Origin of the sequence: Klebsiella sp. SWET4 (genome assembly GCF_024296565.1) — a bacterium.
Taxonomy (GTDB): domain Bacteria; phylum Pseudomonadota; class Gammaproteobacteria; order Enterobacterales; family Enterobacteriaceae; genus Klebsiella; species Klebsiella variicola.
The window spans coordinates 1,182,995-1,197,007 of record NZ_JANCOB010000001.1; the positions used below are offsets into that span (position 1 = coordinate 1,182,995).

General features: G+C 46.2%; 12 protein-coding genes and 2 pseudogenes. 5 read left to right on the plus strand and 9 right to left on the minus strand.

What is annotated here, in order from left to right; genetic code table 11:
- Window positions 1-20 precede the first annotated feature (20 nt).
- Both NKJ21_RS06145 and NKJ21_RS06150 read left to right on the plus strand, forming a co-directional pair.
- Window positions 21-791 (plus strand): (S)-acetoin forming diacetyl reductase, encoded by a 771-nt coding sequence (locus NKJ21_RS06145; RefSeq protein WP_008804546.1) that lies wholly within the window; start codon window positions 21-23, stop codon window positions 789-791.
- Between the two features lie 392 nt (window positions 792-1,183).
- The gene (locus NKJ21_RS06150; protein WP_023322776.1) at window positions 1,184-1,825 is read left to right on the plus strand and encodes a hypothetical protein; all 642 of its coding nucleotides are present in this window, start codon (window positions 1,184-1,186) and stop codon (window positions 1,823-1,825) included.
- A gap of 128 nt (window positions 1,826-1,953) precedes the next feature.
- Here NKJ21_RS06150 and NKJ21_RS06155 read toward each other — a convergent pair whose 3' ends face one another.
- The 4 genes from NKJ21_RS06155 to NKJ21_RS06170 form a co-directional block, all read right to left on the minus strand.
- Entirely contained in the window at window positions 1,954-2,490 is a 537-nt protein-coding gene (locus tag NKJ21_RS06155; RefSeq protein WP_023322777.1) for a GNAT family N-acetyltransferase, read from the minus strand.
- 75 nt (window positions 2,491-2,565) lie between these two features.
- Window positions 2,566-5,682, minus strand: coding sequence for a multidrug efflux RND transporter permease subunit KexD (gene kexD / locus NKJ21_RS06160; RefSeq protein WP_254732771.1), 3,117 nt, complete (start codon window positions 5,680-5,682; stop codon window positions 2,566-2,568).
- Window positions 5,683-5,719: 37 nt separating this feature from the next.
- Window positions 5,720-6,604: an ABC transporter six-transmembrane domain-containing protein gene (locus NKJ21_RS06165; RefSeq protein WP_004151176.1), complete on the minus strand. Its 885-nt coding sequence runs from the start codon at window positions 6,602-6,604 to the stop codon at window positions 5,720-5,722.
- A 229-nt stretch (window positions 6,605-6,833) separates the two neighbouring features.
- Window positions 6,834-7,223: a hypothetical protein gene (locus tag NKJ21_RS06170; RefSeq protein WP_046620353.1), complete on the minus strand. Its 390-nt coding sequence runs from the start codon at window positions 7,221-7,223 to the stop codon at window positions 6,834-6,836.
- Between the two features lie 282 nt (window positions 7,224-7,505).
- Here NKJ21_RS06170 and NKJ21_RS06175 point away from each other — a divergent pair, with 282 nt between their 5' ends.
- Together NKJ21_RS06175 and ccrB are read left to right on the plus strand one after the other, a co-directional pair.
- Complete coding sequence (locus tag NKJ21_RS06175; protein ID WP_004151175.1) at window positions 7,506-8,210, plus strand: response regulator; 705 nt, start codon at window positions 7,506-7,508, stop codon at window positions 8,208-8,210.
- Window positions 8,207-9,268: a HAMP domain-containing histidine kinase CrrB gene (gene ccrB, locus NKJ21_RS06180; RefSeq protein ID WP_021440280.1), complete on the plus strand. Its 1,062-nt coding sequence runs from the start codon at window positions 8,207-8,209 to the stop codon at window positions 9,266-9,268. The genes NKJ21_RS06175 and ccrB overlap by 4 nt, the downstream gene beginning before the upstream one ends.
- Here ccrB and NKJ21_RS06185 read toward each other — a convergent pair.
- The 5 genes and pseudogenes from NKJ21_RS06185 to NKJ21_RS06205 form a co-directional block, all read right to left on the minus strand.
- Window positions 9,265-10,200: an ATP-grasp fold amidoligase family protein gene (locus NKJ21_RS06185; protein ID WP_004148636.1), complete on the minus strand. Its 936-nt coding sequence runs from the start codon at window positions 10,198-10,200 to the stop codon at window positions 9,265-9,267. The two genes, ccrB and NKJ21_RS06185, sit on opposite strands and share 4 nt — an antisense overlap.
- Before the next feature lie 236 nt (window positions 10,201-10,436).
- Entirely contained in the window at window positions 10,437-11,474 is a 1,038-nt protein-coding gene (locus NKJ21_RS06190) for a S66 peptidase family protein (protein WP_154045582.1), read from the minus strand.
- 178 nt (window positions 11,475-11,652) lie between these two features.
- A pseudogene (locus NKJ21_RS06195) lies at window positions 11,653-11,889 on the minus strand (TonB family protein); the annotation flags it as partial.
- 220 nt (window positions 11,890-12,109) lie between these two features.
- Window positions 12,110-12,580, minus strand: a pseudogene (locus tag NKJ21_RS06200) (dihydrodipicolinate synthase family protein); the annotation flags it as partial.
- 32 nt (window positions 12,581-12,612) lie between these two features.
- A complete protein-coding gene (locus tag NKJ21_RS06205) occupies window positions 12,613-13,308 on the minus strand; it encodes a B3/4 domain-containing protein (protein ID WP_080782839.1) in 696 nt (231 codons plus the stop codon).
- Window positions 13,309-13,351: 43 nt separating this feature from the next.
- On the opposite strand from NKJ21_RS06205, the gene NKJ21_RS06210 reads away from it, so the two are divergent.
- Window positions 13,352-13,954: a helix-turn-helix transcriptional regulator gene (locus NKJ21_RS06210; RefSeq protein ID WP_004175741.1), complete on the plus strand. Its 603-nt coding sequence runs from the start codon at window positions 13,352-13,354 to the stop codon at window positions 13,952-13,954.
- Window positions 13,955-14,013 lie beyond the last annotated feature (59 nt).

Here is a 14,013-nt window from a genome sequence, read left to right on the forward strand (position 1 = left end):
ATCACAATAAGGAAAGGAAAATGAAAAAAGTCGCACTTGTTACCGGCGCCGGCCAGGGGATTGGTAAAGCTATCGCCCTTCGTCTGGTGAAGGATGGATTTGCCGTGGCCATTGCCGATTATAACGACGCCACCGCCAAAGCGGTCGCCTCGGAAATCAACCAGGCCGGCGGACACGCCGTGGCGGTGAAAGTGGATGTCTCCGACCGCGATCAGGTATTTGCCGCCGTTGAACAGGCGCGCAAAACGCTGGGCGGCTTCGACGTCATCGTCAATAACGCCGGTGTGGCACCGTCTACGCCGATCGAGTCCATTACCCCGGAGATTGTCGACAAAGTCTACAACATCAACGTCAAAGGGGTGATCTGGGGTATTCAGGCGGCGGTCGAGGCCTTTAAGAAAGAGGGGCACGGCGGGAAAATCATCAACGCCTGTTCCCAGGCCGGCCACGTCGGCAACCCGGAACTGGCGGTGTATAGCTCCAGTAAATTCGCGGTTCGCGGCTTAACCCAGACCGCCGCTCGCGACCTCGCGCCGCTGGGCATCACGGTCAACGGCTACTGCCCGGGGATTGTCAAAACGCCAATGTGGGCCGAAATTGACCGCCAGGTGTCCGAAGCCGCCGGTAAACCGCTGGGCTACGGTACCGCCGAGTTCGCCAAACGCATCACTCTCGGTCGTCTGTCCGAGCCGGAAGATGTCGCCGCCTGCGTCTCCTATCTTGCCAGCCCGGATTCTGATTACATGACCGGTCAGTCGTTGCTGATCGACGGCGGGATGGTATTTAACTAATAAAAAATAAGCTCTGACATGGCTTGCCCCTGCTTTCGCGCAGGGGCTTTTTTGGTTTGTAAGTGTAAGCATCCCGGGGAAACGAAGCATCAATATTTGAGGGCTTCTGGCGTTCCTACTTGCGCTTCTGGCACGACGTGGGCAATCTGACTGGGATGAAGGTCTGATTTGAGCGAGGAGCGGAAGTTCGGGAACGGGATAGCTCCATTGATGACTTTATGCTACGTGTTAAACCACAGGTAATGGAGTTGCTGCCGGAGAAAGTAGTATTCTTTAGACTGAGATCTTTTGAAAGGAACTGTAGTTGCTATAAAATTGAGGAACCAAATTTTTTAGCTTTTAAAAAATAAAATATTATCTCTTTTAGAAATTAGATAAGCAGGAGAAAAGCTATGATATCGGTAATAAAGGACCTATTTAGTAACCAAGTGGTTTCCGCAGTCATTCTTACTATCATTGGAGCGATTACAAAAAAGTATATTCAGTTTCATCGCAGAGACTTTTTTTCACGCTCACCCTCCGAGCAGATAAAAGCAGTCGAATGGCTTAGAACCTCTTCTGTACCCATCTCCGATCCGTTAGCAAAGGCGGAACAGCAGTTCCGCCTACAGTCGTTCGGACTGCATAGAGATTGGCATTTATCTTATAAAATCATATGCTTGAGTTCCGATTATGCACAGTCATTAATTCCGTCCTTGAAGGCAGTCTTGCGTTATCAGGGCATGTACACAATTACTAACGGGAATATATACCCTCATAAATTCCATAAGTGGATAATACCTTTTGTGTTAATATCGTTGCTATTATATATCGGTGCTGAGATATACAGAGGTTCTTCACAGAGTGATGGTATAGAGATTTTGAAATCTCTATACGTCGTTATTGTGGCTTTTATAGTATGGTGTTGGGTCGCTGCTTGTGCTCTGAGAGTATCAAGCATCAGTAAAAAGCTCAATGCCTATATCCCACCCGCAAACGATTTTAAATCCAAGACATACGATTTCAGTTCAATACTCAATAATAGATATCCCTAGCCTGGCTGATCTGCTTCCCGTAAATACTGATACCTGGCAGTAAGCGAGATCCGCTTCTGGCACGGCGCGAACTGTTAACTGAGCCAAAGGTCCGCCATGAGCGAGGAGCGGACATTTTTCTTCATCCTCTACTTCGTCCATTCTTTATGCAGTAACGCATAGATGTATGTGTCGTCATACCTTTCTTTACCCTCCTCGTTTTCAAAGGAGACAAATTCTTTAAAACATCCTTCACGTCGCATAAGTAGTCGTTCGCATAGTTTTTGAGAGGAGTAATTATAATCTTCCACCCAGGCATACAAACGTCTGGCGCCTTTTACTTTAAATAAATAATCAAACAGTGCAGCAACTGACTCGCTTGCATATCCCTGATGTTCGTAACGTTGATTAAAATGCCAGCCTACTGACCAGGTATTGCTGTCTGGCTCGTTGCTATTGTCCGCAAAAAGATGTCCGATTAACGTATCGGTTTCATTTAGACAAACGGCAAACTGTGTTGGGTCAGAGGCTCGTTTAGCCACGTCGACCTCTGCCTCAGCGAGTGAATGTAACTTTTCATCCTTAAAGCAAGGAGTACGTGGTGAAGAGAGGTAATCGAAAAGAGCTGCCGCATCCTCTTCCTTAAAATGGCGAATGATTAATCTTTGAGTGGTAATGATGGTCATAATGTCCTTGATAATGTAATGCCAGCCAGTTCAGCAAGAAGTCTGCTTTAAACTGGCCGGAACACAGGGCAGAGATTAGCCGTTTCGGCTATTCCCCAGTCTGTATTTTCGCATGCCTGTAAATCGTGTGATCGTCACGAAAAATACCGGAACAAATAAAATGGCCAGTAGCGTTCCGCTAATCATCCCGCCGAATACACCGGTACCAATCGCATGCTGCGTGCTGGCGCTGGCTCCACTGGCAAGCATCAGCGGAACAACACCTAATGTGAAAGCCAGAGAAGTCATCAGAATTGGCCGTAAGCGTAGCTTTGCAGCCGTCAATGTCGCGTCAATAAGGCTCTTTCCTTCTTTCATCAATTGTCTCGCGAACTCGATAATCAGAATCGCATTCTTGGCGGAAAGTCCAATCAGGGTTATCAGACCCACTTTGAAAAAGACGTCATTCGTCATATTTGTAACGGATACGGCCAGCACAGCGCCGAGCAGCCCCAGAGGAACAACGAGCATGACCGCGAAGGGAATGGACCAGCTTTCGTAAAGAGCAGCCAGCACCATGAATACCACCAGTACCGAGAGCACAATAAGACCCGGAAGCTGTGATGCAGACTCTTTTTCCTGTAACGAACTTCCCGCCCACTCACCGGCGAACCCCGGTGGTAAGTGCTTAGCCAGATTGTCCATTGCCGCCATTGCGGTACCTGACGATTTTCCCTGTGCGGAACTCCCGGTTATGCGTATGGCAGGATATCCCTGATAGCGTATCAGTTGCTGCGGTGCTACATTCCACGAAAGCGTCACAAAAGTGGATAATGGAAGCATCTGCCCCAGACGGTTTTTGACAGACAAAGCCAAAAGTTGTTCAGGCTGCATCCGGTATGGCGCATCCGCCTGGACGATAACCTGCTGAACTCGACCATTATTGGTATAGTCATTAACATAATTGGAACCTGCTGCAACCGAGATGGTTTGATTTATTTCATCAAACGAAACCCCCATGGCTTCCGCTTTTTCCCTGTCGACATGCAGGGAAAGGCTTGTTCCCTCACCAAGTCCATCAATATAGACATCGGTAAGGTGAGGATTATGATTTGCCTGTACAATAAGCTCATCGGCCGCCTTTTTGAGTGCCTGATAGCCTTTCCCCCCTCTGTCCTGTAAATAATAAGTGAACCCGGATGAGGTTCCCATATCAGAAATAGCCGGAGGCAGCAGACTCATTGTTACGGCGTCCGGCACGTTTGCCATTTGGGACTGAATATGGTCAGCTTCTTCCTGTGCCGTGGTTCCTTTGCGTTGTTTCCAGTCCTTGAGGGTGGTGAATGCCATGGCCGAATTTTGGCCTGACCCTGAAAAACCAAATCCCAGAATCATAATGTTACTTTCTACCGCCTGCCGATGGGCGATCTCCTCTTCAAATGTATCGACGACCTTAAGCGTCCGCTGCATCGTGGCATCAGAAGGAAGCTGGATTGAGGACATAAAATAACCCTGATCTTCATCGGGTATAAATGATGATGGTAAGGTGGACAGCCCGGCAAACAATGCCAAACATAATGCAGCGTAGATCATCATCATACGGCCAGTACGCTTCAGTACAAATCCCAGACCAGTGGCGTAAAACGAAGTCAGGCGATGAAAGTGAGCGTTAAACCACGCTGAAAATACGCTGCTTTTACCCTGATGAATACCATGTGGTTTGAGCAGGGTTGCACAAAGCGCAGGCGTTAACGTCAGCGCCAGGAATGCCGACAGTAAAATGGATATCGCCATCGAAATGCTGAACTGTCGATAAATAATACCCACAGAACCGCTGGCAAAGGCCATTGGTATAAACACCGCAGTGAGCACCAGCGTAATACCAATGATTGCCGGCGTAATTTCACGCATCGCTTCTCGCGTTGCATCCTGTGGAGACATTTTTTTGTCTTCCATCAGTCGTTCGACGTTCTCCACCACAACAATAGCATCGTCAACAATAATCCCGATGGCCAGTATCATTCCAAACATGGTTAAAATATTGATGGAATAACCACTTAATAGCATTACGGTAAATGTGCCGAGCAGCGCCACGGGTGCCACAATCGCAGGAATAAGCGTACAGCGTATCTTGTGAAGGAAAAGCAGCATCACGAAAAAGACCAGAACCATGGCTTCAACAAATGTCTCAACCACCTTCAATATCGATAGCTTTACAAATGGAGCCGTATCGAAAGGCACGGTGAATGTCATTCCCTCGGGAAGCACACCGGACAGTTCTGCTAACCGCGCGCGGATACCCGACGCAGTACTAATCGCATTTGCACCAGGAGACAACTGAATGGCGGCTGCCGTTGCAGGCACGCCATTTTCACGGATGCCAAATGCGTAACTTTGCAACCCGGATTCCACGCGGGCAACATCTGCCAGTGTCACCCGGGCGGCTGAGACCTGTGATTTAATCGTGATATTGCGAAATTCTTCAACCGAAGAGAGCTGCCCTTTTACCGTTATTGGATAGGTCACCTCTTGACTGCTCGTCGCGGGTTCATCTCCTGTTCTGCCCGGTGAAACAATCACGTTTTGTTGACTGATGGCGCTTAATACATCCGTAACAGAGAGTCCATAGCTGTGTAATTTCATCGGGTCCAGCCATATGCGGAGTGCCTTTTCTCCGCCAAAAAGCTGGACTTTACCTACACCAGGTACGCGACGGAGTTCATCAGTAACATTCCTTGCAAAATAATCGCTTAAGTCAGCTTCCTGATAGGCTCCGCTTGGCGATTTTAACCCCACCATCATTAAAAAACCGGAATTAGCTGCCTCAACATTTATCCCATTCTGTCTTACCGACTGCGGCAGGCGGGATTCTACAATTTTAATTTGGTTTTGCAGATCCATCTGGGCGAGTTTGATGTCGGTGCCGGGTTTGAAAGTTACCGTAATTGACGCCATCCCTGTCGTGTCACTGGAAGATTCAAAATAGAGTAAATTGTCAACACTCGCAATTTCACGCTCGATCAGAGACACGACGGATGTGTTCATCACTTCCGGGCTGGCTCCAGGGTAACTCACTGAAATGATAATACCGGGTGGCGCAACTTCAGGGTATTGCGCAACCGGTAAACGAGGTATGGACAACAGTCCCGTCAGAACAATAAACAGGGCAATAACCCATGCGAAGATGGGGCGCTCAATGAAAAAGTGCTGCATCAGGTGTACTTCCAGTCAACATACAAAGGGTAAAAGTTCAGCATGGTTTTCCTGATAAAGAGGTCTCATCGTCAGTCGAAACCCGTTTACCGATATCCCTGAGCTGGGAAAATTTCTCAAGAAGTTGTGGTGCGTCATCCAGGCTTGTTGCAAACATCCACATATAGGTCATGACGGAATAAATATGTCCGGCATTAATTCCGGATTCCATGCTCATCCTGATAATGGTCATGGAAAAGAGAGCAGAAACCAGAAGGCCTATTGATAAATATCCCCATGCCTCTCTGTCGGATAACACCACGCGCAGACGGGCAAGTGTGTCATAATGTCGCTTAAGAGCACCAAAAGACGCCTTATTAACATAATCGACCTCTTTCTCAAGGCGATTATTCAGCCGTCTGTAGAATGTCTCATTTTTGCTGGCATAGCTTGAGACAAAACACATCAGTATTGCCACGATGATCAAACAGGCTATACCTGTCCAGAATTCAATCCATAACAGCATAATTGCTGCGCCGAAAAGGGAAATGATCGAGGTGATCAATACGGGCAGGTGCAACTCGAAGAAATCTACAAATTCACGTGATAGAGTGACTCTCGCAGCAATAGTCGAGTGATTAAGTGAATATTTTCGCTGGGATAATACTACAGTCACAGCAAGACTTGCGTAGATACGTGCAAACGTTCGCGTATCGACACTACGTCTGGCGGCTCCCATGCACCACATGAACAGAACCATCAGGCCATAAAGGGCCGCATGTGACGTCTGTCCGCCCAGGATGGCATTTATCGCCATGCCTGCCAGAACGGGGTAGAGCAGGAATGCAACGTTTTCAGCAATAACCAGCATGAAAGTAATACACAATTTCTTTCTGTGCCGCCAGGCAAGTCTCTTAAGTGAGATAGCAACCCCGGGGGCCATAGGTTTGTCGTTGCCTTTATAAATCATGATAAATTATATTAAACATCTGTGTGTAAAGGGTTCTGCAGTTGGTTTATTATGTCAGCTAAGTGAAACGAGACAGCAGAAAAGAGCAGTCATAAATCCATGTGCTAAGTGTAACGTGATGATGTCAATCGTGAATGGATGTTTTATGGAGGATATGTGTACTCACTCCTGAGGTTATGTATCATGTTGACATTGCATAATATCAAACCATTCTTATACATAAACATAAAGGTAGTCCGCAAAAGAAAACCATTAAAAAAAATTCATAATAAAAAACAAAATCATAGATATCTGGAAAAGTATTCAAAAGCAGATGCAATACAATGATGGTGTGTATAAACAGTAAAATCAGACCGAATGTTATTACGATGAAATTTTTAAAAACTCCAGGTTTTTTCTGAATAATAAATGATAATGCTGTAATGATTATCAAAACACGAATCAGTAATGATGAGGGTAATGTGGATTCTACTTTTTCATTAATTGAATGCACAAGGTAAAGCCAAGTAGATAACAACCCATATGAAACGATGCAAAATAAAAGTGAGGCCATCAAATTCTCGCGCCGGAAAAAACATTTAGTCAACACCATAAAACTCCTAAGACAAAGTACATATTGCATGAAACACTTAACCTGGTTGTAGATTATCACTTAGCGATGTTGATTAATTATTTATAAAATGTGTAGTGAATATGGAGAGCATGGCTGGTAAAATTTAAGGATAATTTCCCGATGAACTTTTCCAAAAAAAACCTGTCAAAAGACATTAAATTGAAAATTAATGTTTGTAATTGAGTTAAAGAACTTTAAGCATGACGATAAAAGTGCTTTCAGGGTAAAATGCATGTTGTCATCAGCACTGTGGAAGAAAATATGAACAACAACAATCTGATTATCGTCGCAGAAGACGATGATGACATCGCTGCCATACTGACAGGCTATTTACGTAAGGCAGGTATGAAAACCTTAAGAGCCGAAGACGGTGAGCAGGCAATCAATCTTACCCGTCTGAACAAGCCTGATCTACTGCTATTGGACATCCACCTGCCCGTGTACGATGGCTGGAATGTTCTCACCACGTTAAGAAAGGAAACGAATGTACCGGTCATCATGGTGACAGCACTGGATCAAGACGTAGATAAACTGATGGGGCTACGACTCGGGGCTGACGATTATGTGATAAAACCCTTTAATCCATCTGAGGTTATTGCCCGGGTTGAAGCTGTGCTTCGCAGAACCAGACCGGTTGCAGAGTCTACACATTCACGGCCTTTAAGAACGCCTTTTTTAACGATTTATCCTGATGAGTTTTACGTTGAAATCACTGCACAAGGTGAGGTTTCCACGCCAGTATTAACCACCACTGAGTTTAAGCTTTTAACCTATCTGGCGAGAAACCCGAGAAAAGTCTGTTCACGTGAAGAGTTACTCGATGCGTGTTTACCTGAGGGAGACTCGCTGGATCGTACTGTAGACAGTCATATGAGTAAACTTCGGAAAAAACTTGAACATGCCGGATTGAAGGGCATTCCGGAAAGCATCCGAGGATTAGGCTACCGGTTGGGTGACAAAAAATGAACAAAGAAACGATTCTGAGCCGTCAGATTTTGACATATATGTTGTTGTTAACGTTTGTTATTATTGCCATTGCAATACTCGGTTCCTACTTATTTTATAGTTTCCTGATTTATTACCTGCCGGGTGGAATGAACGAAGGCAGTGAAGATGCTATGACATTCCTTGACTGGATGTGGATTCTGATGGCGTCCGTTACCAGTCTGGTCGTTGCACTTTTCTTTACCGTAAAGCTGTCTGCAAGAATATTCAACCCACTCAATGACGTCGCATACAGCCTGAAACAAATCTCTCAGGGAAACCTTAGTGCCAGAGCATTTAACAGCAGTTCTAAGTTGGGAGAGATGAATAGGCTCGTCAATGACTTTAATGAGATGGCTGAAAAGTTACAGACGCTGGATGCGCAGCGAAATTTATGGAATGCTGCAATTGCTCATGAACTCCGGACGCCGGTGACTATCTTACGTGGGAGGCTTCAGGGACTGGTTGACGGCGTGTTCGAACCAGAACCGTCGTTATTCAGGAACCTTCTTAAACAAACTGAAGGTCTGACCAACTTAATTGAGGATCTCCGCGTCGTGAGTTCGTCAGGAGGCGCTGGGTACTCCTTGATGCTGAGTGAAGTCGATCTCAAGGCCACGATTTCAAATGCGCTTGATACCTTTTGGCCGGACTTTGATAAAAAGCATTTCAAAATTGTCACTGAGATTAACCATCAGTATTGCGTTTGCGATCCCTTACGCATTATTCAGTGCCTCACCGTTCTTTTTGACAATGCCTTAAAATATTCCACATCACAAACGCTGTTAATAAAGAATGGTATTGCAGGAAACGATAATTTTATTATCGTTCAGGACAAAGGACCTGGAATTCCTGAAGAACTCCAGAAGTCCTTATTCCAGCCTTTTCAGCGAGGAGAATACGCCAAAAATATTAATCCAGAGGGTTGTGGTTTAGGGTTGTCGGTAGTTAAAGCCATTATGTGCGCCCACGGCGGAGACGTTAGCTATAGTTTAACACCAGAAAATGGCTCACTTTTCAAACTCTCATGGCCTGTTTAAGGGCATGAATACACAGGCTCGATCGAACCTGTTTTAGCAAGAGACAGATCCCACATACTGCCGAGTTTTGCGTCCCAAATTGATGGGGTGATTTTAAGTTTTCCTCTTTTGGGGCTTAATGTTATTTCGCTGAAATAGATGTCATCTCCTTTTAGCATAAGATCGACGCGGCAGTAGTCTATTTCTTTTGCTAAGTCCTGGGCGGCAATAACGGATTTATGAAATGATTCGGGCTCATCAACCGGCAATGGCGTGTTTGGGTACTCCATCTGAAAGGGTTGTAAATTCCACGCTCTGTCATAAACGTTAATGAATTCGTTTCCATCGCTGTCAGTAAAGTCGGCCTCGATAAAACATGCCACACCGTGAAAGCAATGTATTCTTATCATTTCCGGAGTTATATTTCGGTGTTTACTGGAAAATAGATCCAGATACATTTCGCATAGGATCACGGGTGGTATGTTTTTATACTGCCATTCTCGGGTCGTATAATACATATTCTTTTTAAGAGATAGTTTTAATTTGCTTTTAACCTTAGCGGGATCAATATTCGTTTTATCCGTGCATATGACCGCGCTACCACTATCATGATTGCATTTCAAAACAAATTTTGAGGGAAGTTTGTCGAAATCAATATCATCAACTCTGTTATAAACACCTACTAAAGGAATAAGCTTAATTAAATTAGTCCGTTTCTCAACATACTGCCTGACCAGAAGTTTATCAGCAAGCAATGTATAAAATGGGTTGTGGATAAATAAAATGCGATGGCAAATTTTCTCATTAAGCGTTACAGGGTTGAGTAAATCCGGATATGTGCCAGATATTTCTCTTAACCTGTCTGCATGAAATGAAATGTCATTAGTCAAAATTGTTCTGCATTTTCTCAACAAATATTCAATGTATTTGATTTGATAGTTTATTTTGTTCATAACGCCTCCGGTTCAGAAAGGAAATTCTGACAGAGGTTTGTTGATTTATTTTTTGCAAATTATGGAGAGTATATGGACCGACTTGCTTCTTTATTAACAGAAATTAATCCGGACCATTGTCCGCGCCTTGCACGAATCGGAAAAGTTAACTGCACTGAAGATCCGCTCTGAACGAAGAGCGGATCTTCAGTGCAAAAGAACAGCAAGGCCCGCCTTTATTATTAATAATGCCTTATCTACAACTGCTGAGTTACCCAGCTACCATTTTCAGCGAAAAATACCGTCGCATCGGCTCCATTTACCAGGGATATTTGAGGAGGCATGTGACCAATATCAACATCATAGAGTACGGGCACGGCAATATTCTCAAAAGCGGCTTTAAGGGCATCCAGATAATTATGTTTAGTCGGGTCGCTTACGTCGGGTGCAGCACTTCTGCCGATAAGAACACCATTTAAGTTATCAAACCAACCCTGTAATCGTAAGCTAAATAATGCGCGTGTTAATTCACAGGGAGCCATTTCCACATTTTCAAAATAGAGGATTATTCCTTGAGGGCTATTGCTCGCCTTGAACAAGGGCACATTCCCGAATGGTGTACCTGCTAACCTGGATATTATTTCGAGGCAGCCGCCGATCAGTTTCCCGCTAAATGTCAGAGAAGATGTAACACCATCAAGGCGTTTCCACTGTGTTTTTTGGGTCAGATTGAAACCTCCGTCTGACGCTGTTCCCCATTGATTTTCATCCGCTTGAAATGCTGTTGAAGAGTACTGTTTGATTACAGTTCCCCGATTCGATTCCAGAATTTCCCATACGGCCTGAGTGGTGGCATCTAACTTTTGAGCGCCAAGATCCATGAGGTTCGGCCCATGCAAAGTAGCCCAGCCCGATATCGTCGTCAGTGGGAAATGAAGTGTACTAAGATCTGAAAAGCCCACAAACCATTTTGGTTTAGACCGGGACAACAGATCAAAATCAATCAAATCAAGCAATTCCATCGCCAGATCACCGCCCCAAGGTGGCATAACAGCTTTTATATCTGGGTCAGTAAGATAAGACATTAATTCTTCAACGCGAGAAAATTTAGTGGCGCTTTTATTTTTGTGCTGCGAGCGTAAGCAGCGTCCTTCGCGGACCTGGTAACCTCTTTTCTTTAGGTTTTTTATGGCGAGTTCCAGTCTGGGATGCAGATGTTCAGGTACGCCAGAAGAGGGAGCGGTTACACCAATAACATCTCCTGGAGCCAGCCTGGGTGGAAAGAGGATACTCATGGATAGATCCTTTTCAGAACATATAGAATTCCATAATCCATAAATAAAGTCAGGATGTAAAATTAACAGGCGAACAGTCCGCTTGTTTTTTCTATGAGCCTTTAAAAGGTCTGCTCATGGCACCCAAGGGACTTTACCGGCGTAGATGATGCGTCAGGCGACTAATCCTCAAAAGTGCTTACTGCTTATTCGCGGGACCGCCGGCTGATTTGGGTTGGAGCATGACGACTACTCTTTTAGCTATTCCCGGTTTCCCCTTTTCAAAGCGCCATTTACTCATCATTTTCTCGATGATTTTATGTTCAAACTCCGGAGTCGTTGTCGATTCCAGTATCTTAACATTCTGAACTCTGCCATCTGAATCAACATCATACTGAATCCGCAGAGCATTCGGCAGGAGGTTTCCGTAATCGTCCGAATTCCAAAATTAACCATGAATCTTCACGTTACCAACGGTGCGAGTGACAGGCTACCAGATGAAATGATCAGTGAATACCGCGTCTTCAGCGGCAATCCCTTTGACCTCCTTACCAGGCGCTTCGTACCACATCCATTCCCGGGGTCGTTTCGCTATCAGGACTAGTGGGAGCTGAGCGAGTGTATCAATGATTCCTTTTGCCAGCTGTCAGCTCGTCAGGGAACATGACCGATCTAACATCCTTAAGTGATGAGAGACGACCATGGAGTTCGTCCGTAAAGGTAAAATGCGTCGTGCCCGGATTTTCAGAGATACACACTGGTACAGACAGGTGCCGGGTAACGGTCTCGAAGCGTGAGAAGACTTCGTCGTCACGGAGTGACTGGTAGCTGACCGCCGGGAGTAACAGGACATTCGCGCCAGCTGCCTGAGCATCATCAGCCAGATGCAGAATGGCGTCGATACGGACCGATCCCACACAGACCATAACCGGGATGTCCCCGGCATGCTGTTTTGCCAGAGTGGCTACGCGCTTGCGCTGCTCCCGGGTCAGATAGGCGTAGCGTGCGGTTGACCCCAGGATGCCCATAGAATCAACCCGAGCATCTGTACGGCGGGAAAGCATATGGCTGACCCCCTTTTCATCCACGCCGCTGGCGGTTATTGGGGTTAATGGAAACGCCGATAACCGCTAAACATACCTGTTTCTCCTGAAGGATATTACTGCTGTTGTTCTTCGATGAGAGCAACGTCAAACCACAGGCCGGGCATCATTTTTTCCAGACCGTCGGTCAGCATCTTCCCGGCTTCGTGCAGTTTCTCCAGCGGCATCTGCGGCAGGCTTTCCAGAATGAACCACATTTGCTGAGCGTCCACGCCCAGACGGGTTCTGATCCCCTGTCGCCAGTTCCAGCGGCGGCAGGTCGCGCCGGTATCATCACACCAGATAACTTCTCCTTGTGAAGGATAATCAACGGCCGTTTCACCCTCTTTGACGGTATCAAAAGGCTCTGTTCCGTTTGCCACAGCCAGACGTGGTGAACCCTGATAGGCAGAGATATTCTCCCCACCAACCGGTACGGCGTAGCGGAGGCTCACGGCGTTATAAAGATCAACGATGGGATCGAGCGCGGGCATCGTTCCGTCACGTAATACGCGCTTACGTAACGCATCAGCTGAGCAAGGGGTGCGTTTAGGTTTAGCACCAAACTTTTGAAAAACGTCGGCCCAGGCTGCCAGATGAGATCCCGCCCATTCCGGTTCGCCGGCCAGAACGGCTTCACAGGCTTCCCGCAGCGCGATTTCTCCAGCGTCGGGATGAAGCACTGGCGCAGCTTTTACGCAGATACTGAGTGCCCGAAAACCTGGGGCAATACGATAAATTTCAGGGGCAATTGACGGAGAGACGGTTAACACGTGATAATCCTTTAATGACTAATTTATTCCATGATAATGACCGATGACCAAAAAAGTCAATTTAATGACCGATGCAAATGCTATCGTCAACACGGTGAATGAAGCCGTATCTCAGCGAATTAAACAGTATCGTAAGCAAAAGAAAATCTCCCTCGATGAACTCTCCCGTCGAGCCGGCGTCAGCAAGGGAGCGCTGGTTGAGATAGAAGGATGCCGGGCCAATCCCAGCATTGCTCTGTTATGCCGCCTGGCTACCGCGATGGGGGTTTCGGTGGCTGATTTTGTGGATGTCAGTTCCAAACCGACTGTGCATCTCATTGCTGAAGATGAGATCCCAGAATTGTGGGAAGGTGAAAAAGGCGGGAGAGCAAGACTGCTCGCAGGGTCGGGTGGGCCTGATATGACCGAGCTCTGGATGTGGGAAATGCAGCCGGGGGAAAAGTTTGCTTCACCGGGCCACACGGAAGGAACGCTTGAACTGTTTTATGTTCAGTCGGGCACGCTCACATTGGGGGTAAAGGACCATTTGTATCGGGTAAAAACCGGCTGTTCGGCAACGGCCAGAACGGACGTTCCTCATTTCTACGAAAACCAGGGGGAGAGCCCGCTGGTATTTATCATGACAGTACATGAGAAAACATCCTGAGTGGTTGCCCGGTATGCCTGTAGGGCTTGTCTCATCAAAGCAAGTTTGCAAGGAGTCGT

Coding starts and splice junctions, on each gene's coding strand:
- NKJ21_RS06175 (WP_004151175.1), top strand. CDS start 7,506: ATGAACAACAACAATCTGATTATCGTCGCAGAAGACGATGATGACATC.
- NKJ21_RS06150 (WP_023322776.1), top strand. CDS start 1,184: ATGATATCGGTAATAAAGGACCTATTTAGTAACCAAGTGGTTTCCGCA.
- NKJ21_RS06185 (WP_004148636.1), bottom strand. CDS start 10,200: ATGAACAAAATAAACTATCAAATCAAATACATTGAATATTTGTTGAGA.
- NKJ21_RS06145 (WP_008804546.1), top strand. CDS start 21: ATGAAAAAAGTCGCACTTGTTACCGGCGCCGGCCAGGGGATTGGTAAA.
- NKJ21_RS06155 (WP_023322777.1), bottom strand. CDS start 2,490: ATGACCATCATTACCACTCAAAGATTAATCATTCGCCATTTTAAGGAA.
- NKJ21_RS06190 (WP_154045582.1), bottom strand. CDS start 11,474: ATGAGTATCCTCTTTCCACCCAGGCTGGCTCCAGGAGATGTTATTGGT.
- NKJ21_RS06210 (WP_004175741.1), top strand. CDS start 13,352: ATGACCAAAAAAGTCAATTTAATGACCGATGCAAATGCTATCGTCAAC.
- NKJ21_RS06165 (WP_004151176.1), bottom strand. CDS start 6,604: ATGGCCCCCGGGGTTGCTATCTCACTTAAGAGACTTGCCTGGCGGCAC.
- ccrB (WP_021440280.1), top strand. CDS start 8,207: ATGAACAAAGAAACGATTCTGAGCCGTCAGATTTTGACATATATGTTG.
- NKJ21_RS06170 (WP_046620353.1), bottom strand. CDS start 7,223: ATGGTGTTGACTAAATGTTTTTTCCGGCGCGAGAATTTGATGGCCTCA.
- kexD (WP_254732771.1), bottom strand. CDS start 5,682: ATGCAGCACTTTTTCATTGAGCGCCCCATCTTCGCATGGGTTATTGCC.